A 19,107-nucleotide genomic window follows, 5' to 3' on the forward strand; every position below is an offset into this window, starting at 1 on the left:
ACCAGCCTTGGGCAGCGCTCACAGGCGCGGTGCGGGCCGAGTCACGGCGCTCGGTCGCACTTGTTCCCTCGTCGCGTCATCGCCGGAAAGGGATAGCGCGCGGTTGAGGGCGGCGCGGGTTCGTGCGGCGTCGATCTTCTGGCTGGTGCTTTCCGGCGCCGGCCCGAACGGGCTGCGATTGTCGATGATCTGGTAGCGGTCGCGGTAGGCAGCGACGGTACGCGCGGCGCGTCTCCACGCGTCGCGCTGCTTCTTGACGGTTGGCTCGGTGCCGAGCTTCGTGGCCCAGGGCTCTTTGTCGGTGAGGGCGCTGTGGAGCACGGCGTCGGCGCGCTGTTCGATGAGGTCGCGGCGCTCGTCCAGGGCTCGGCGCATCTCGTCGGCCATCGGCCCGCCAGCGTCAGGGATCAGGCCGGCGATCAGTCGAGGTGGTTTGCGGGTGCGGCCAGACCCGGCCGGTCTGGCCGTAGCGCGTGCGAGTCGGGCGTGGATCACGGAGGCGATGTCGTCGGCATCATCCACGTTGCGGGCGGCGATCAGTCGCGGGAGCAGGGTGTCGAGGTCGTGGTGGTTGGCTTCGGCGTGCCGCAGCTCGGCCGACAGCGCGCCGTAGGCGTCGGAGTCGAGCACGTAGCCGACTTGCTCGGGCGTGAGCCCGGCAGCGGCGAGCAGTGTCGACCAGCGGTCGTGCTGTGCGGCTTGCGCGATCGTGTCGAACTCGGCCGCGAGCTGGGTGATCGATCCCCAGTGTTCGTGCTCGGCGGTGATCGTCTCGTGCGCCGACAACTCCGCGCCGACGTGCTGGAGCACGCCGTACAGGACGCTGCGGGCGGTGGTGTTGGGGTTGTCGCCGGGATGCGGCTCGGTGTGTTCGTGATCGTCGCGGTCGACGGCGACGTAGGCGTGGTTTCGCTCGGCGCCGCGGGTCATCGAGACGTAGAAGTTCTCCCGCGTGGTCGTCGGGGTGACCACGACGTGAGAGGTCTGGGTGGTCACGCCCTGCGCCCGGTGCGCGGTGATCGCGTAGCCCAGGTCCAGATGCTCGGCCACATAGTCGGCAGGTAGGACGATCCCGCCGCCGAACCGGCGCCCGGTTGGGCGGATGCTGACCGATCCGTCCTCGCGGACCTGGGTGATCGTCCAGCGGTCGCCGTTGCGGACCCACCGGAGGCCGTTGCGCAGCCGGCGATCGTTGCGGCGGGTGATGACCAGATCGCCTTCCGACGCGGCAGTTCCATCGTGCAGGCCGACCTCGCGGGTCGGGTTCACTTGGCCGTCGATGATCCGATCCGCCCGCGCCCTGTCATTCAGCGTGATGACTGTCTCGTGGGTCTCGGCGACGAGGATCGACGCGAGGCCGGAGGAAAGATCGCGTCGCCAGGCGCTGTAGGCGGCGTCGATCATCGTCTCGGCGTCGCCGCCGGTAATCCGGCCGTGGTCGATGAGCGTGTCGATCGCTTCGGTGTGGCCGTGGCGGAGCTGTAGCGAGGTGGTCTTCTCCCAGGCGTGGGTGAAGCGGTGCAGGTCGTGAAGCTCAGGTGTGTCGTCGCGGGAGTGGACCAGCAGGCCGAACGCGCCGCCGGCGTCGACCGATTGGAGCTGGCCCCAGTCTCCGACCAGCAGGGCCTTCGCTCCGGCCCTCTCGACCTCGCGGGTGATCCGGTCCAGTGAGGCGCTGCCGGCGAGGGAGGCTTCATCGATGATGACGAGCTGACCCGCCTCGAACGTGGTGCCGTGCATGAGGTGGTTCTGCCACCACTTCGCCGTGTTCTCCGTTGCGATCCCCAGATCGTCAGCGAGGACCTGAGCGGCGACCGCCGAAGGCGCCAGCCCGACCACGGACCCGGCGCCGTGCTCCTTCTCCCACGCTCGGCGCAGCGCGTTCATGGCGGTGGTCTTCCCAGCGCCGGCCGGGCCGACCAGCACATCCACGACCCGACCGGACACGGCGATCGCGGCCAACGCCGCGGCCTGGTCCTCGCCAAGCACCCGGCCGCGCGCGTCGGGCGTGCGGGCGATCCGCTCCACCGTCTCCAACGCCACCGCGGGGCCGGCCGTCGCGTCGGCGCGGGCCAGGAGGCGGTCTTCTGCGGCCAGCAGAGCCTCGGATGAGAACAGCGTCGAGTGCCGGGGACGGAACCGCGTCGTGCCGTCCGGACGGCGGAACTCGAGCGGGCTGGTCGCCTGCTCCGGCGGAGTGAGCCGCAGCGAGGCACGCTCGGCAGCGTCCACGACCAGACCGGTGATCGCTTCGCGGTCTTCGACGCTGGCGAACCGCCAGCCCATCAACTGACGGGACGCTTCAGCGTGCAGGTTCCACCGTGTCCAGGTCGAACGCTTCTCACCAAGCGTCTCCATCACCGCCTGCCCGACCTCGCCCACCACGTCCAGCGGCACGTCGTCGGCGCGGAGCACCCGGCGCGCCTCGGCGCCGCTGGTGAGGGCGCGTGCCCATCCGGTCGCGTCCTGGTCTAGCACACGGCCGGCGCGTTGCCGCCACTCCGCGGTGAGGTCGGCCAGCGATCTGATCTGCTTCTCCGGCCGGGTGGCGAGCGTCGCTTGCGCCCGCAGTTTCAGCACCGTCCGGGCTGAGGGCTGTCGGCCGTGCGTGGCGACGTACTCCGCGATGAGCCGATCCTTCTCGGCCTCGATGTGCCGGGTGCGGGTGGAGAACTCGGCCACCAGCTCGTCGGGCACGCCCTCGATCTCCCACGCCGGGTTCCGGTCCCGCCCCCGTTCCCGCGCCTCCCAGTCCAATCCGAGTGTGCGGGTCATCCGGTCGGCTAGGGCAGCGTTATACAGCTCGGAGACAGCGACGACCGCCGAGTGCATCGGCCGCCCGGCGAGGGTCCGCCAGCGGCCGTCTTGGACGGTCAGCACCTTGTTGCTGATGACGACATGGGTGTGCAGCTGGGGGTCACCGGCCCGGCTGTCGTAGTGATCGAACGCCGCCGCGACGACCCCGGCGACGTCGACGTGCGCAACCGCGCCGTCCGGGCCGGTTGCACCGACACGGGTTGCTGCAACCTCGCGCTCGAGGAACGCAACCAGCTCTGCAACCGCCGCATGATGGGCGTCAGCAATCAGCGACTGCGTGCCCGCGTCCGCGACCGCCCAGATCGCAGAGACCGACTTCGGGACGCTGAACGTGAAGTCGAACCCCGCCACCGCGCGACGGGTGCCGCGCTCTGCCTCCTCTGCCTCGATCGCGGCGACCTCCTGGGCACGAGCGGCTGGCCCGAGTACGGGATCGAGTGCGTTGACGCGCTGCGTGATCCGTTCGGTGATCGACGCGAACTGTTGGTAGGCGCGTCCCAGCGGTTCGCCGGTGATCGGGTCATGGCCCATCCCGATCAAGAGCTGTAACTGGGCCTCCGACACCTGAGCACCCTCGACCAGCTCGCCGCGACCCAGTCGGCCAAGGCCCGAGCCCATCCAGAAGCCCGGTGGCGCACCCGCCTCGGCGTAGTAGCGAGTCAGCGGCGTGCTCAGGCGTCGGTCGCCGTCGCCTGCGGCGACCGACTTCAACAGGTACTTGTACCCATCACCGGCCGACATCACCCGCATCGAAACCGTCACGACATTGAGGTAGGCAACGGCGCACGAGAAGGATCGCACGGGACATGGATGGGAGACTTGAGCGGTGAATCTTGACGAGTTGCTCCAGGTGATGGATCGCGCTGCGGCGAACCTCGCCAAGCTCGACGCGGTCTGGGAGCGAGCCCAGCCGATGCTCCCTTCCGGCCCAAGTCGTGGATCGAGCCGAGAGTATGAGGACCTACGGAGAGCCTGGAGCGTGTTGCTGTCCGGGTTGCCGCCAATCGACGGATGGACAGTGACCGAAGAACTCCCCGATGCGGATGCTGCCGGTCAGGCATTCATCGACTACGCAGACATCGGGGAGCCGCCCTTTGCGCTCATGAACCAGTTGGAGGAACCATCCAACCAGCTTGATGAGTACCGATTCCGACTGGCACAGGCCCGGCGTCGAGCGATCCACGAGCGGCTGGACGACCTCACCTCGACCATCAACGAGACCCTTCCACAGGTAGTGGAATCGGTACCGCGCGATTCAAACGATCGACTTGAGGACCCTACGACGGCGGTAATCGAGGACGCGATCAGCGAGATCGAACGACTGCTCGGAGACACCACCGAGCGCGGCGGACGGTGGACCGACCTTCACCGTCACATGCACTTCGGGCAGGGTCACGACTGGCATGACATCGTTGAGATGGATTGGCCTTCGGTTCGTGCGGACATCGAGGCAGCGAGTCTGGCGGAGTCGGACCCGCTGCCGGTCCCTGGGATCGACCTCGGGGTGGCCGCCTCTGCGAGGCCAGCCGGAGCGGCCAGTACCGGCTTGTCGTGGTCCGCTCTCGATGACGACGGATTCGAGCGATTGCTATTCGATCTCTTACGGGCGTTCCCGCGCTATCAGAACGTCGAGTGGCTGATGAAGACCCGCGCGGCGGATCGAGGACGCGACCTGTCGGCAGAGCGCGTCATCCAAGACGACGGCGGGACTACTCGAACCGAACGGGTCATAATCCAGGCGAAGCACTGGACCACCAAGTCGGTCGGCCCCGCCGACGTCACGGGCACGCTCGCGGCGCTCTCGCTGTGGGAACCGCCGCCTGTTCGTGCGCTCGTCATTGCGACGAGTGGACGATTCACGACGGATGCGGTGGCCGTAGCGGAGAAACACAACGCCGATGGAAAGCTGCCCTTCATCGAACTCTGGCCGGACAGCCGACTGGAAACTCTGCTGTCCCAGCGCCCCGACCTGATAGCGAGCCACGGGCTTCGGCCGTGAGCTACGTATCCAAGAAGTCCCATTCGCTGCCAAGTACCCAACGCAACGCAGAGAGCTTGCCGTTGAGCATTCCGAGCTCGAAGTCCGTGTAGGGCCCGAGTTCCCCGGGCTGGGTGTACGTCTCCTCGACACGCTTGCGCGCTGGGCCAGCTATCGCCTCCAGCCGCTCCAACTCCCCCTCGTCGCCAGCCGCGCGCAGCTGGTACTCGTGTTGAAGGGAGCGGTGGTGCCAAACGCGGTCGAACAACATCTTCTCCGCTTCTAGGATTTCGCCAAGTCGCCGCGGTTCCTCAATGAAGTCGGTCTCCGCGAACAGTTCCTTGATCTCGCTGCCGAAGTGAGAGAGCAGAACATCATTGAGACCGTCGACCCCGAGCGCGTACGTGGACCCTTCCGATGCGAAGGTTGCGGAGACATCGGGGTGGGGTTGCCGCTTGTCGCCGTCCTCCGTCGAGAAGTCGGCGCTGTTCGACGTGACGAATGCGTGGGGGTTGCGCGACAGGTCTGATGCACGCGCGGCGGTTGCATAGAGTTCGATGAGCAACGCATCTGCGACGCTGTTGCGTGACCGATGCAACGGAGCGCGTTTTCGCAGCCCGCGTTCGACCACCCCACGGTGCTCGGCATCGGTTGCTTCGACCCGGCGCCCCGTGCGCAAGAGTTCGAGGACCTCATCGAAGTTGCGCGTTGTCATCGCACCGATCAACGGCACATCGCGTGCCAGGTCGGCAATCACCTCAACGGCGTTCTCCACATCGGTGCCGCCGTAGTCTTCGAGGTCCTGCTTGATGAGCTTGAACCGCTGAGCGACGCTGGCCGTCATCGACGCTTCGATCCGTTCTCGATTTCGCTCGAACTCCTCGATCACCAGTTCGGGAACAAGGAGTTCCACGTCCCGCTGATGCACCAGGAGGCGGAGCGCAACGATCCAGCGCTGCCCGTCACGTCGTTTGGACAGGTCGAGCCACGTCGACGTGTCAACGAGTAGGTGCAGCACGTTTCCCACGGTATAGGCCTACGGGCATCTCGGGCTTGAACGCTGCCGGGCGCTCACTACCCCGGCGCTTCTACCTCGTCTGAAAGACGTGTGATGGCTCTGGGCGCCGAGGGCTCCGGCAGAGAGCCGGCTCAGACGAAGAGGCGTCAGCGAGCAGGACAAGGCACTGCGCCTGTTCATAGTGTGTGAAGAAAGCGACAGAGGGCTTCGCCCGTGGAGCAGGTGAGCGCAGCACCTGGCCGGTGACCAGCACGGCAGCGACTTCCTGTGGGGAATCCGCCGGGGATCACCTGTCAACCGGAGTCCCCATGCTCGACGCTGATCGCCACGACCGCTCCCTGCGTGTCGGCTCGGATATGGAGGCCTCGATCTCGCCGTCGAGTACGGCCTTGGGCGCCGAGGCGACCTGGTTCTCCGAGAACAATGACGAGGTCGCCCTCTTCTTCACCCATCACTGGCCCGACTCCCCCAACCTGGGCGACATCTCCACCAACGACTGGGGCGATGTTCCTCCGGTGGATGTGCTCGCCGGGCGCTTCCAGTGGCATGACGACCGGGACGTGTGCTGACGTCACGACCACAGTGTTGGTGTCCCGGTCGCACGTCCGTCGCCTGGTATCCTGGCTTGGTGAGTTCTCCCAAAGCAGACAGGTCAGGGCTGCCGGTCTACCGGTAGCCCGAGATGCCCCAGTCCTTCCTCTAACGGCCCGCGCCGCCGATAATCCGGCCAGCGTAGAGGCCGTGAGTGACCACGCATCCGAAGCACCGGTAGCGCCACGCGTCTACCAACTCCTCACCTCTTGCTTCGGAAGGCACACTCATGCCTGTTTTGCTCTACTTGCTCGCCGTCGCGGTGTTCGCCCAAGGAACCTCCGAGTTTGTCCTCGCCGGTCTCCTTCCTGGCATCGCCACTGACTTCGAAGTCTCACTCAGTCAAGCCGGGCTCCTCACCTCCAGCTTCGCCCTGGGGATGGTCATCGGTGCCCCGGCCATGGCCGCCGCAGCTCGGCGGGTCTCACCGCGCTGGACCCTCACCGGCTTTCTCGCGCTGTTCATCGCCGCCCACGTCGTCGGTGCGATCACCGACAGCTTCGCCGTGCTGCTGACCTCCCGCATCGTCGCAGCGTTGGCGAACGCGGGCTTCCTCGCTGTCGCGCTCTCGACGGTGACCCGAATCGTCCCGGCCGAGCGGCACACTCGCGCCTTGGCGATCATCCTCGGCGGCACCACCGTGGCGCTGATCGCCGGAGTGCCCGCCGGGGCCTTCGTCGGCGACCTGCTCGGCTGGCGTGCCACCTTGTGGGCGATCGCGCTGCTGTGCCTGCCGGCCATCGTCGCGGTGCTAGCGGCCACGCCTACCCGGCCCTCGGAGGCTGCGGGAGTTGGCGGGTCCCGCTCCATCGGCCGTGAGCTGGCAAGTCTGCGATCGCGCCCGGTGCAGTTGAATCTTGTGCTGGCCGTTCTGGTGAACGCCGCGACGTTCTGCACTTTCACCTACCTGGCCGCGATCGCCACTGGCCCGGCCGGACTCACCGAACGCATGGTGCCGCTGCTGCTGGCCGTGTTCGGTATCGGAGCCTTCCTCGGTGTCTACGTCGCAGGACAGTTCGGTGACCGCCATTGGAGACGCCTGATTACCTACACCGGGCCGCTGCTCATGGCCGGGTGGGCGCTGCTGGCGTTCACTAACGCCAGCCCCGCTGCGCTTTGGGTCCTAACCCTGACCCAGGGCACGCTGTCCTTCGCGCTGGGTAGCACACTGATCGCCAGGATCATCGCCACCGCGCACGCCGCGCCGACGATGGGCGGCTCCTTCGCGACCGTCGCGTTGAACATCGGCGCCGTCATCGGACCCATCGCCGGTGGCTTCGCCATCGAAGCCACCGGCGCGGTCGGACCGATTCTCCTCAGCGCGATCTTGGTGTTCTTCGCCGTCCTTCTGTGGAGCAGCATGTCAGTGCTTTCGCGCCGCGGCGGGGCGATGCCAGCTGCTCAATAGCCGGTGAGTTGAGCAGCGATGACCGGCGCTTCCGTACCACCACCACCACCACCGAGCACCCTGAAACGCGCGCGCTGCTCCGCGCGCTGGACCAGTCCCGGTGGGAGTCGGGCCTGGCCGGCGGGCTTGTGAGGCGTGCGTCCCATGTCGGCGTCGATCGCGCATGAGGCGACGCACGCTGCACGAGCGTTCGGGCCAATCGTGTCGCAAACGTCCACGCACCACGAACCCACGCCGCCGATTGCCCACGACTTCGTGAAGCTGATGTTCGTTCGCTCAGGATCGCTGATCCTGTTCAGCGAGTTCGGCCAACAGCCGGCCACCCTGGGCGACGTGGTGATCCTTGCCAGCAACACCCTGTGCGGTGGCGAACCGGAAGGACACGTCACGGTCACCACGGTCTACCTCGACCCGGACTACATCATCGATCAGGTGTTCTGGCAGTACGCGGCCGTGCTGTCAGACAGGCTGCACGCGCAGCAGTTCGCTGAAAGGTTCTACAGCGAGGCCGCTCAGTTGATCCGTCTCGGTGAGGACCGGGCAGGAATGCTGATGCCGTGGCTGGACGAGTTGGTCGCCCTAACGATCGAGGACCGTCCGATGGAAACCTTCCATCGGGTGCAGGCGTTGTGGTTCTCCGTCGCTCACGTCCTGACCCCGTTCGTCACGACGACACCGATCCGCGAATCCTCAACCCAGCGCGAGACGACCTGGCCTACTCAGCCACGGCGACGAGGCTTCTCGCCGTTACGGGCCGAGGCACGGAGAGCCGCCGAACTGTTGCGGGCGGACCCTACGCGTCGGTGGTCGGTGACCGACCTGTCCCGCGAGGTGCATCTGTCGAAGTCGCAGCTTGGCCGCGTGTTCGTGGAGGCGTATGGGAAGTCGCCGATCGCGTATCTGACGATGCTGCGAGCGGAGCGGATGGCGGGTCTTCTGCGCACCACAGACACTCCGATCGCGGTGATCGCCCGTGAGGTGGGATGGAACGATCCTGATTTCGCGGCCCGTCAGTTCCGTCGTAGCATCGGCGTGACGCCGAGCCACTACCGGGCCATCGCCCGCGCGCGTGCCACCACCACCGGGTCCCGATGAAACGGAGACTCGGCGGTGTCATGCGGTACAATCGCGTCCATGCATTTGTACTTCCTGTGACGGCTGAGTAGGCCCACCGCGCTCGTTGAGTAATCCGAGTCTGCGGCGGCCGCTCGTTCTGACCCCTCTGGGGGTCGCCGTCATTTGCGTACCTACCTGCCTGTGGCTGGTGGTGCGTCGTCTCGAAGGACTTCAATGCTCACCCCGACGAACCGTCATCCGGCGCGCCAACGCGCCCAACTCATCGCTTCCGACGTGTCTTTGATGCGCGGAGCCACGCCCGTTCTCCATCATGTCGACCTCACCCTCACTTCCTCATCGCGTGTCGCGATCGTGGGAGAGAACGGGCGGGGAAAATCGACGCTCCTACAGGTGCTCGCTGGCGCCCTGGTCCCGGACAGCGGAACGGTCCAACGCATCGGCACGATCGGTGTTGCCGAGCAAGAGATGACCGCCACTGACAGGCGAACTGTTGGGCAGGCGGTCGCGGAAGCGATAGCCGAACCGCTGGCCGCGTTGGCGACACTTGACGCCGCAGCTCTCGCTCTTGCGGATGGCACGGACCGGGCGGCGGAGGAGTACGCGGCCGCGTTGGAACGTGCCGAAGCGCTCGATGCGTGGGATGCCGAACGGCGCGTGCAGATCGCGCTCGATGCGCTCGAAGCGGAGACGGACTCGACCAGGCTTCTCGCAGACCTCTCGGTGGGACAGCGGTATCGGGTACGGCTGGCGTGCCTCCTGGGCGCCGATCACGATTTTCTACTGCTTGATGAGCCCACCAACCACCTCGATCGAAGTGGGCTTGAGTTCCTGACCGCGCAGCTCCGAGCGCGGAGCGGGGGCGTTGTCGTCGTCAGCCACGATCGCGCGCTGCTGTCCGACATCGCGGAGACCATCGTCGACCTCGACCCGACGCCGGACGATCGTCCGCGCGTGTACGGGAACGGCTATGCCGGCTACCGGGAGGGACGCCTGGCCGAGCGGGAACGCTGGGAACAGGACTACGACCGCCAACAGGCCGAGCATGCCCGGTTGCAGGACAGTCTCAGCGCTGCGCAGAACCGGCTCGTCTCGGGGTGGAGACCAGAGAAGGGCACCAACAAGCATGGGCGAGCCACCCGAGCCGGTGGGCTTGTGCAGAACGTGCACCGACGCCAGGAAGCACTCGAAGCCCACGCCGTCACCGTGCCGGAACCGCCTCAGCTCTTCCGGTTCCCCGACCTCCCCACACGAACTGGCGCGGTTCTCCTCAGCGTCGATCACATCAGCGTCGCCGGGCGGTTGAGCCGGCCAGTGTCGTTCTCACTCTCCCACCGCGGCCGTCTCGTAGTGACCGGCCCGAACGGTGCCGGTAAGTCAACACTGCTGAGCGTGGTCGGCGGTGAGCTGGCTCCGGACACGGGAGCGGTTCGAACGCCTCGGAGCACGCGACTGGGCTTTCTCCATCAGGAGACGACCCTGCCGCCTGATCGGAGAGCGAGCGAGGTGTACGCCACACACGTCGGCGCGCTCGTGTCCGAAGGCACTTTGCGGGAATCAGATGCGATCGGCCTCTCTCAGCTTGGTCTCCTGCGCCCGCGCGAGGCGGGCAAACGAGTGGGCGAGCTCTCGATGGGGCAGCAGCGCCGGCTCGATCTGGCGCTCGTACTCGCGATGCGCCCGCATGTGCTGCTCCTGGACGAACCCACCAACCATCTTTCAATCGCGCTCGTTGACGAACTCACCGACGCGCTCGGAGCGACCGCAGCGGCGGTCGTCCTGTCAACGCACGACCGGCAACTGCTCCGTGACGTTGACGGCTGGCCGAGCCTCGGACTGACGTCGATGGTCGAAGGCGAGGCGCTGGTATGAGCGAAAAGAACCTCAACCGGATACGTGCCCTGCGGCCACTGGCTTCGCGGGACTATCGGCTCCTGTTCGCCGCGGTCGGCATCGAGGTCTTCGGCACCGGGATGTGGACCATCGTGATGGTCTTCCAAGTGCTCGCGCTCGATGACAGCCCGCTCGCGCTCTCAGCGGTCGCAACAGGTATGAGCTTGGGCCTGTTCGCCTTCTCGATCCTGGGTGGCGTTGTCGCCGATCGGTTCTCCAAACGCCGCATCATCATCACCGTGCAGGGATGCACCGCGGCTGTGATGACCGTGGTGGCAGTCCTGTCCCTCACCGAGACGGTCGAACTGTGGCACGTCGGCGTTGCCTCATTCGCGATGGGCGCAGGAAGCGCATTCTTCTACCCCGCCTACAGCGCGTATCTGCCCCAGGTGCTTCCGCCTGAGCAGCTCCTCGCCGCGAACGGGCTCGAAGGCGCTCTCCGACCCTCAATGGGGCAGGGGCTCGGTCCCGCCCTCGGCGGAATCGTCGTCGGCATGTTCTTCCCCGCCATCGGGGCCGTCATCGTCGCAGCCTCGTATGCGATCGCGTTCATCCTCACTCTGTTCCTCAGCCGACGCGACGAGCTGACCACGGTCGCTTCTCCGGAGCAGCACACGAGCGTGTGGGGTGACCTTCGAGCAGGCGTGAACTATGTGGTTCACACACGCTGGTTGCTCTGGACTCTGGTCTTCGGCTCCTCGCTCGCCCTCATCATCCAGGGACCGATCGAAGTGCTGCTGCCCTTCATTACCCGAGACAGATTCGAGGACGCCGAATCCACGTTCGGCTTCCTCCTCGCCGCATTCGGCATGGGCGGGGCGATCGGCTCACTCGTTGTGTCATCGCTGAAACTCCCGCGCCGCTACCTCACATTCATGATCGCCTGCTGGGGCGGCGGAACCCTCCCACTCGCGGTCATCGGCGTCGCCGACAACCTGATTCTCATGCTCGCAGCGCTGTTCATCGTCGGCGCAGCGACCGGAGCCGGTGTCGTCATCTGGGGAACCCTGCTGCAACGTCTGGTGCCGCTCGACATGATCGGCCGAGTCGCGAGCCTCGACTTCTTCGTCTCGATCACCTTCATGCCTGTCTCGATCGCGATCGCAGGACCGCTCTCGCTGCTCGTACCCATCCCCGTGATCTTCATCATCGCCGGTGTCGCTCCACCCGTACTTGCGCTGATCGCGATGCTGATGGGACGCATGCGCGAAAGCGAGATGGAACGCCCAATGGACGAACGCTGAGATGCGGCTGTCCGGGTCAAGAGCATGTTGGGATTCGAGGCACACGAGCAAGGCGTGCGCTCACCCATCACGGCCTTGACCCGGACCGAGCACCATCCGATCGCTCCGGTGGCGTACGACTGCATCAAGGTTGTCATCGTTCGCTCTGGGTCCGTGGTGCTGTTCAGTGAGTTCGGGCAGAGACCCGTTTGTATTGGCGATGTTGTCGTGCTCGGCGCGAATGTCCTGTGCGGGAGTGAGCCAGAAGGCCACGTCACGACGACCACCGTCTTCGCGGACACCGATTACCTGGTCGACCAGGTGTTCTGGCAGCACGTCGGGTTGTTGCAAGATCGACTTGAAGCACAGGACTTCTTTGCGACGACTTATGCCGAGCCAGCCCAGGTTCTCCGACTTGGCGAGGATCGGGCGGGGATGTTGATGCCGTGGCTGGACGAGTTGGTCGCGCTGAGCGTTGAGGATCGACCGGTGGCGAACTTCCATCGGATACAAGCGTTGTGGTTCTCGGTCGCTCACGTCCTGACCCCTTTCGTGAAGGTGACACCGGTGCGGGAGTCCTCCACTCAGCGCGTGAGAACCTGGCCTACTCAGCCGCGGCAACGGGGATTCTTGCCGCTACGGACTGAGGCACGGAGGGTCGCTGATCTACTTCGGGCGGACCCGGTGCGTCGGTGGTCGGTGACTGACCTTGCCCGCGAGGTGCATCTGTCGAAGTCGCAGCTTGGGCGGGTGTTCGTGGAGGCGTATGGGAAGTCGCCGATCGCGTATCTGACGATGCTGCGAGCGGAGCGGATGGCGGGTCTTCTGCGCACCACGGACACTCCGATCGCGGTGATCGCCCGTGAGGTGGGATGGAGCGATCCTGATTTCGCGGCCCGTCAGTTCCGTCGTAGCATCGGCGTGACGCCGAGCCACTACCGAGCGATCGCCCGCGCGCGTGCCGCTACCGGGGCCGGGTGAAACGCGCATCGAGCCGGGTCATATCCGCAGGATCGGCCGTCTCCACCCCACTGCTTCCGAGCGCCCCGGTAGTCCAGTAGAGATTCGTCGGGTTCGTCGCGGAGCCTGACGGTCGCCAGTCTCGTTTCCGTCGTCCGTCTCGTCTTCCTGATCCGCCCGGCGTACCTCGTGGTCGCACGGCTGCTCCCTCTGGGCGTGGCCCAGGCGGAGGGAGGTCAGGCGATGGCTATGAGGAACGAGACGAGGGAAGCGAAGCTCGAAGCTCTCGAAGAACGCATCGTGCGCTCGGTCGAGGAGCTGGTGTCGGGTGAGGACTGGCGGCGGGCGATGGAGTTCGCGGCGCGGTTCCGGTCGCGGTCGTTCAACAACACGCTGCTGATCTGGGCGCAGCACGTGGACGCCTACGAGCAGGGCCGGGTGCCGACGCCGACGCCGACGTGGGTGGCTGGCTTCCAGGACTGGAAGAAGATGGGCCGCTGGGCCGAGGCCGGCGGCGGGTATGAGATTCGTGCGCCGGTCAGGGTGAGGTTCGCGACGGCGACGCCGAAAGACCCGGCCTCGTGGCGGCGCCTGTCAAAGGGTGAGAAGCCGCGCCCGGGCGAAGTCGTGCAGCGTCGGATCGTCAGCGTCGTCCCGGCCCATGTCTGGGATGTGTCCCGGACTCACGGTGCGGAGCTGCCGGAACTGCCGACCCCGAAGCTGCTGGAAGGCAAAGCACCCGTCGGCCTGTGGGAGGGGCTGGCTGCGCAGGTCGAGTCGCTGGGGTACGAGGTGCTGCGGATGCCGGACGCCGACGCGATCCGCGGCGCGAACGGCATGACCGACTACGAGACCCGTCAGGTGCTCGTGCGCACGGACATGGACCCGGCCGCGCAGGTGAAGACCCTCGCGCACGAGCTGGGCCATGTCCGTCTGCACGGGCCGAACCAGCAGGAAGCGCGCCAGCATCGCGGGATCGGTGAGGTCGAGGCCGAGTCCGTCGCGCTGATGATCGCCGCTGCACATGGCATGGACACCAGCGACTACGCGATCCCCTACGTCGCCGGATGGGCGGCCAACGTGGACGGCAAGGACCCGGCGCAGGTCATCCGGGACACCGGCGAGAAGGTCCGGCGCACCGCGACCGAGGTCCTGGGCCAGCTCGACACGATCCAGCTCGGCAACGGCAACCCGACCTCGCTGCGACTCGACCAATCCGACGTCGAACAGTCTGGACCTGCGCGAGCGCCGGAACCGGGACCGCGGGTCGAGCCGCTGCCGGTGCGTGAGCCGCGGACGGTGCAGGCGGTGCCGGAGCAGGGGCTGTGATGGTCGCCCCCTCGGCGTTCGCTGCCCTGTTCGACCGGCTGGACGGTCTGCCGTTGCCGGTCGCGGCGCGCGAGCTGGCGAGGGCCGGAGTGCCGGTGTTCCCGTGCGTGCCGGGCGAGAAGACGCCCCTCGTCCCATCCGGTTTCCGCCGTGCGACGACCGATCCGCGACGGGTGGCGGGGTGGTGGCGGTGGCAGCCGGGCGCGAACATCGGCATCCCGACCGGCGCCGCGTCAGGTCTGGTCGTGATCGACGTGGATGTGCACGGCGTCGACGGATACGCGGCGTACGCGCGGGCGGCCCGCGCGGGTCTGATCCCGGCGCCGCTGGCGACGGTGACCACACCCACAGGCGGGCGGCACGCCTACTTCCCGGCCATCCCAGCCAAGGTGCAGCGGTCATGGGCGGTCGGCAAGGCCGGCGTGGATTGCCGCGGGGACGGCGGCTATGTCATCGCCCCGCCCTCGCTGCTGCGGCTGGACGGCGCCTCGGTCTCGTACCGGGTCGAGCAGGTCGCTTCCGGTGCGGTGGAGCCGGTGGATGCGGGGCGGCTGCGCGACTTCCTCGATCCGCCACCGCCGCGTCGCCCGGCGCGGGAGGGCCAGCCGGTAGCCGGGCGGGAGGACGCGGACCGGCTGGCGGCGTGGCTGTCCCGGCAGGTCAAGGGCGACCGGAACTACAAGCTGTTCTGGGCCGCGTGCCGTCTGGCCGAGGGCAACGTGCCCGTCGCCGATGCCCTGGATGCGCTGGTGCGCGCCGAGCAGCCCGACTTCGGGGAGCGGGAGATCACCCGCACCGTCTACAGCGCCTATCGCAGCGTCGGCGTCGGAGCCGCCCGCCGGGAACGCACCGCGGCACCGGCGAGCCCGCCTGCGGGCGGGCTCGCTCGACGTGACCCAGGGCTCCGAGTGGACGCGGCAAGGGGTCTGGGATGAACAGGGTACGGGGGCGGCGCTGGGCGGTGGTCACATCGGTTGCCGGGACGGTGTTCATCGCGGCCGGCGCGTTCTGGCTGTCGTTCACCGCGTTGGCGGACCTCGCCCGCCGCTCCGGGATCGGGGCCGGGCAGGCGTGGGCGTGGCCGCTGATCGTCGATGGCGTGATCGTGGTGTCCACGGTCGCGGTAGTCGCGCTCGCCGGCGAGAAAGCGGCCTGGTACCCGTGGACGTTGCTGATCGGCGGCGCGGCGGTGTCGGTGACGGCGAACTCTCTGCACGCGGTCGTCGCCGCAGACGCCGACGTTTCCGGCCCGCTCGCGGCCGCGGTCGCTGCGGTGCCGCCGGTGGTGCTGCTGGCGATCACCCATCTGACCGTCGTCCTGACCCGATCCGCAGCGCGTCCTGCCGATGCACCAGCGATCACAGACGCGGTTGAGCGTGTCCCGGTTGTGGCGGCACAGATCGAGACCGAACCCGCCGTGCCCTCGCCTGCCGGGTCCGGCGCCGTCGAGGCCGATGAGGACGGTGGGCTGGATCGTCGGGCGCGGGCGGCGGAGCTGCGCGAGCGGGAGTGGTCGAACAAGGCCATCGCCCGGCACCTGGGGGTGCATCCCTCGACGGTCGGCCGGTGGCTTCCCCGTCCCGAGCATGCCGACGCGCACCACAGCGATGAGGCCGACCCGTCCGGGTCCGAGCCCGTGAGGCAAGGAGCCACGCCATGAGCGACCAGGACCAGACGAACCCGGCGGAGCAGCACCACCGCCATCGCGAACCCGAACAGGCTCCGCAGGCGCGGACGACGCCGACCCCTGCCGAGGATGCGGAGGCGCCGGGAACGCCGGACGCGATCAAGGAGGCCGCGTCCCGCAGAGCCGCGAAGGAGAAGCTGGCGCAGGTGCGGGGCCGGGGCGTGGACTGGGTGCGTCCGAGTGACCTGTTCGCCCACGGCGGCGGGGCTCTGTCCCGACGCGGCATCGACGTCACCGCCGCGGGGAACCGCAGGCTGCGCGCCCCGATCGACAAGGGCGCCCGATGGGTCGCAGAGCGGGCGCGCCGCCTGCCGCCATTGAGCGCGTTCGGGCGTCGTGGCGGCACCGATCGGGGCCAGGCCCGGTCCGGGGTCGGGATGCGGTAGCAGGTGGGGTGAGTCGTGGACGCCGGGCTGGCAGAGGTGAGACCCGCAGGAGCCTGCGGGCGCACCTGCCCGCCAGGAGGTGCCTCGACCATGACCGACAACACCAGCACACCCGGCACGACGAACACCAGCGAGTCCGGTGAGGACTATCGCAGCAGCGAAGGATTGCGCGCCCTGCTGCACCGGCTCCACTCCGCGGGGCGTGGCGCGTGGGAGCAGGACCCGGTGGCGGGCGAGCTGATGGCGTTCGCGGCCGAGAAGTACGCGGCCCTGGCGCACAAGCATCGGCTCGACCCGTGGGAGGCCGCGTCAGCGGCGTTCGACGTGATGCGCACGAAGGCCGCCCGCACCGCGGAGGACCCGTGGGCGGTCGTCACGCACGCGGTGCGGATCACCTGCATCGCCGAGGAACGCGGCCAAGGGCTGCTGTGCTCGACCCATCAGGCGCGCCGGCCCCGCTACTCGGTGTTCCACGACCCCGAACGGCTCTCCGACCGGGAGAACCCGTTGGACGACTACCACCCGGCCTTCCAGGTCACCGATCCGCACGACGGCGACGGGCACGATAGCGAGGTTGAGCGGGATGGGGCAGAGCCGACGTCCGCCACGGCGGCGGTGGAGGATGCGATCACGCTGCTGGTGCTGCTGGGCTGGCCGGCCGAGACCGCGCGGACGGCGGTGGAGCATGTCTGTGGGGCGCTGACCCGGGTCGGGAACCGGCACACCGCCTACGAGACGTTGCGGCGCGACAAGCATGCCCGCGCCTTGCTCGACCTGTCGGGCCGGACCTGGGCGGTGCTGCTGCGTGCGCTGCTGGGCAGTCCGCTGCCGGAGCTCGCGGCGACCGGCGCGGGACGCGGCATGCTTTTGCGGCTGCTGATCGGCGAGACGCTCCCGGTGCTGTTGCGCGACGACGACCTCGTGCTCACCTTGTCGCTGGCCGCGCCCGGCACGAACACGCGCGGCACCGACACGTCGCGGGGTGCGCGATGAGCGCACCGGCGGGGCGCATCGAGCTGGAGCGGACGGTGGACTCCATCACCATCGGGCGCCGGCACCGCACCGACCTGGGCGACCTCGACGCCCTGGCGGCGTCGATCGAGCGGGACGGCCTGTTGCAGCCGCCGACGATCACCCCGGACGGGACGCTGGTGTGCGGGGCGCGGCGGCTCGCGGCGATCAAGCAGCTCGGGCACCGGCGGGTCAGCGTGTGGGTGCGCTCGGGCATCTCAGACCGGCTCGGGCATCTGCTGGCCGAACAAGACGACAACCAGCTCCACAAGGCCCTCAGCCCGATCGAGGCCGCCGGGCTGTATCGGGAGATCAAGGAACTCATGGCCGAGGACGCCGCCCGGAGGAAGGCGGCCACCCAGTTCCAGGACGGGCACGAGCCCGGAAAGCATGGTCCCGCCGATTCGGCGGGACCACCAGCACCCGGCCAGCTCGGGGATGCACGCGCGCAGGCGGCGCGCATGGTGACCGGCTCGTCCTCCTACACGCGGCTGGAGCAGATCGGTTTCCTGCAACACCTGGCCGACGACCCCGCCGTCCCGGAGGTGCTGCGCGCTCAGGCCCGCGACGGGCTGGCGCAGATCGAGGCCGGCGCGCCGGTCAACCCGATCTTCCAGCGTCTCCAGGATGCGCACGCCGACGCCGGCGCCGACCGGGATCGGCGGCTGCATGAGTTGGCCGACGAAGCACTGGCCCGCGTCCATGCCGCCAAGCGCGGCAAGGCCACGAAGCCGGCCGCACCGTCTCGTCGCCCGGTCGACGCGGACGAGGAGCCGGCGCGGTTCTCGGTGCGTGCGTTCGTGCTGACCTGGGGCGAGCTGGAAGCGTGGTGGACGCACTACGACGTGGACGAGCTGGCGGCCGAACTCACCGATGAGCAGATCGAAGTGTTCTTCGCCGCCGTCGAGGGCACGGTCGCGTTTGCCGACCGGCTCCGCACCGCCCGCGCCGGCGCACAGCCGGACCGGCCGCTGCTGCGCGCCCTCTGAACCCCCGCCCGACGCCGCGAGTCGCGGGCGGGCTCACCTCGCGGGTATGAAGACGAATCTCGCCTCCTGGTCCCGTGGCCGGCTGATCGCCGTGATCGCCGCCGGGCTCGTGCTGCTGCTCCTGGTCGGCGTCGGCGTCTACGGGCTCATCACCGGCCCGCGGCCACCCGAGGACCGCGCACCCGACCCTGCGCCCACGGTCACCGCACCGGGCGAGACCGAGCCGGCGGCGCCGGGTCCGCCGCGGGTCGTTCCCTCGCACGACCCGGACGAGTTCGCCCGCAACGTCGCGGAGGCGCTGTTCGGCTGGGACACCGGTTCCGGGCTGATGCCGCTGGACTACACCGCCGGACTCTTGGAGGTCGGCGACCCCTCCGGCAGCGAGCAGGCGGGCCTCGCGTCGGACATCGCCGGCTATCTGCCCTCCCGCGAGGCGTGGATCGAGCTGCGCCAGTACGCCACCGCCCAGCACCTCACGATCGAGCGGTCGTTCGTGCCCGAGGCGTGGGATCAGGCGGTCGAGCAGGCCCAGCCTGGGCAGCTCCCTCCCGGTGCCACCGCGGTCACGATCGAGGGCACCCGCCACCGCGCGGGCGTCTGGAACGGCGAACCCGTCACCGCGGAGCAGTCGGTGTCGTTCACCGTGTTCCTGGCCTGCCCGCCGCCGGCGCCGCAGTTCCGCAGCGGCCTATGTCATGTGCTGCGCCTGTCCCAGCTCGACAACCCGCTCCGATAGCCGGAGG

Annotated in this window: 16 protein-coding genes; 14 read left to right on the forward strand and 2 right to left on the reverse strand. The window is 68.3% G+C overall.

Annotated features, from left to right (window positions below; translation table 11 throughout):
* Positions 1 to 18: 18 nt before the first annotated feature.
* Entirely contained in the window at positions 19 to 3,567 is a 3,549-nt protein-coding gene (gene mobF, locus FQ330_RS11375; RefSeq protein WP_449683768.1) for a MobF family relaxase, read from the reverse strand.
* 76 nt (positions 3,568 to 3,643) lie between these two features.
* On the opposite strand from mobF, the gene FQ330_RS11380 reads away from it, so the two are divergent.
* A complete protein-coding gene (locus tag FQ330_RS11380; RefSeq protein ID WP_225792834.1) occupies positions 3,644 to 4,816 on the forward strand; it encodes a restriction endonuclease in 1,173 nt (390 codons plus the stop codon).
* Between the two features lies 1 nt (position 4,817).
* On the opposite strand, the gene FQ330_RS11385 is transcribed toward FQ330_RS11380, so the two are convergent.
* Entirely contained in the window at positions 4,818 to 5,822 is a 1,005-nt protein-coding gene (locus FQ330_RS11385; RefSeq protein ID WP_225792835.1) for a PIN domain-containing protein, read from the reverse strand.
* Positions 5,823 to 6,121: 299 nt separating this feature from the next.
* On the opposite strand from FQ330_RS11385, the gene FQ330_RS11390 reads away from it, so the two are divergent.
* From FQ330_RS11390 to FQ330_RS11450, 13 genes are all read left to right on the forward strand, one after another.
* Positions 6,122 to 6,382: a hypothetical protein gene (locus FQ330_RS11390; protein WP_146357641.1), complete on the forward strand. Its 261-nt coding sequence runs from the start codon at positions 6,122 to 6,124 to the stop codon at positions 6,380 to 6,382.
* Positions 6,383 to 6,633: 251 nt separating this feature from the next.
* Complete coding sequence (locus tag FQ330_RS11395; protein ID WP_146357643.1) at positions 6,634 to 7,812, forward strand: Cmx/CmrA family chloramphenicol efflux MFS transporter; 1,179 nt, start codon at positions 6,634 to 6,636, stop codon at positions 7,810 to 7,812.
* Between the two features lie 144 nt (positions 7,813 to 7,956).
* A complete protein-coding gene (locus tag FQ330_RS11400) occupies positions 7,957 to 8,907 on the forward strand; it encodes a helix-turn-helix domain-containing protein (protein ID WP_146357645.1) in 951 nt (316 codons plus the stop codon).
* Positions 8,908 to 9,102: 195 nt separating this feature from the next.
* On the forward strand, positions 9,103 to 10,758 hold the full coding sequence (locus FQ330_RS11405; RefSeq protein WP_146357647.1) for an ABC-F family ATP-binding cassette domain-containing protein: 1,656 nt from the start codon (positions 9,103 to 9,105) through the stop codon (positions 10,756 to 10,758).
* Positions 10,755 to 12,023, forward strand: a complete 1,269-nt coding sequence (locus tag FQ330_RS11410; RefSeq protein ID WP_146357649.1) for an MFS transporter — start codon at positions 10,755 to 10,757, stop codon at positions 12,021 to 12,023. Before FQ330_RS11405 ends, FQ330_RS11410 begins: the two co-directional genes overlap by 4 nt.
* A 108-nt stretch (positions 12,024 to 12,131) precedes the next feature.
* Entirely contained in the window at positions 12,132 to 12,983 is an 852-nt protein-coding gene (locus FQ330_RS11415; protein WP_146357753.1) for a helix-turn-helix transcriptional regulator, read from the forward strand.
* A gap of 222 nt (positions 12,984 to 13,205) precedes the next feature.
* A complete protein-coding gene (locus tag FQ330_RS11420) occupies positions 13,206 to 14,291 on the forward strand; it encodes an ImmA/IrrE family metallo-endopeptidase (protein ID WP_146357755.1) in 1,086 nt (361 codons plus the stop codon).
* On the forward strand, positions 14,291 to 15,226 hold the full coding sequence (locus FQ330_RS11425; protein WP_146357758.1) for a bifunctional DNA primase/polymerase: 936 nt from the start codon (positions 14,291 to 14,293) through the stop codon (positions 15,224 to 15,226). The genes FQ330_RS11420 and FQ330_RS11425 overlap by 1 nt, the downstream gene beginning before the upstream one ends.
* Positions 15,223 to 15,951, forward strand: a complete 729-nt coding sequence (locus tag FQ330_RS11430; RefSeq protein WP_146357652.1) for a DUF2637 domain-containing protein — start codon at positions 15,223 to 15,225, stop codon at positions 15,949 to 15,951. Before FQ330_RS11425 ends, FQ330_RS11430 begins: the two co-directional genes overlap by 4 nt.
* The gene (locus tag FQ330_RS11435; protein ID WP_146357654.1) at positions 15,948 to 16,364 is read left to right on the forward strand and encodes a hypothetical protein; all 417 of its coding nucleotides are present in this window, start codon (positions 15,948 to 15,950) and stop codon (positions 16,362 to 16,364) included. The genes FQ330_RS11430 and FQ330_RS11435 overlap by 4 nt, the downstream gene beginning before the upstream one ends.
* Before the next feature lie 90 nt (positions 16,365 to 16,454).
* Positions 16,455 to 17,357 (forward strand): hypothetical protein, encoded by a 903-nt coding sequence (locus tag FQ330_RS11440; protein WP_146357656.1) that lies wholly within the window; start codon positions 16,455 to 16,457, stop codon positions 17,355 to 17,357.
* Positions 17,354 to 18,364: a ParB N-terminal domain-containing protein gene (locus FQ330_RS11445; RefSeq protein WP_146357658.1), complete on the forward strand. Its 1,011-nt coding sequence runs from the start codon at positions 17,354 to 17,356 to the stop codon at positions 18,362 to 18,364. The genes FQ330_RS11440 and FQ330_RS11445 overlap by 4 nt, the downstream gene beginning before the upstream one ends.
* 46 nt (positions 18,365 to 18,410) lie before the next feature.
* On the forward strand, positions 18,411 to 19,100 hold the full coding sequence (locus tag FQ330_RS11450; RefSeq protein ID WP_146357660.1) for a hypothetical protein: 690 nt from the start codon (positions 18,411 to 18,413) through the stop codon (positions 19,098 to 19,100).
* Positions 19,101 to 19,107: the final 7 nt, after the last annotated feature.

Source organism: Agrococcus sediminis, from assembly GCF_007923295.1.
GTDB classification, from domain to species: Bacteria; Actinomycetota; Actinomycetes; order Actinomycetales; family Microbacteriaceae; genus Agrococcus; species Agrococcus sediminis.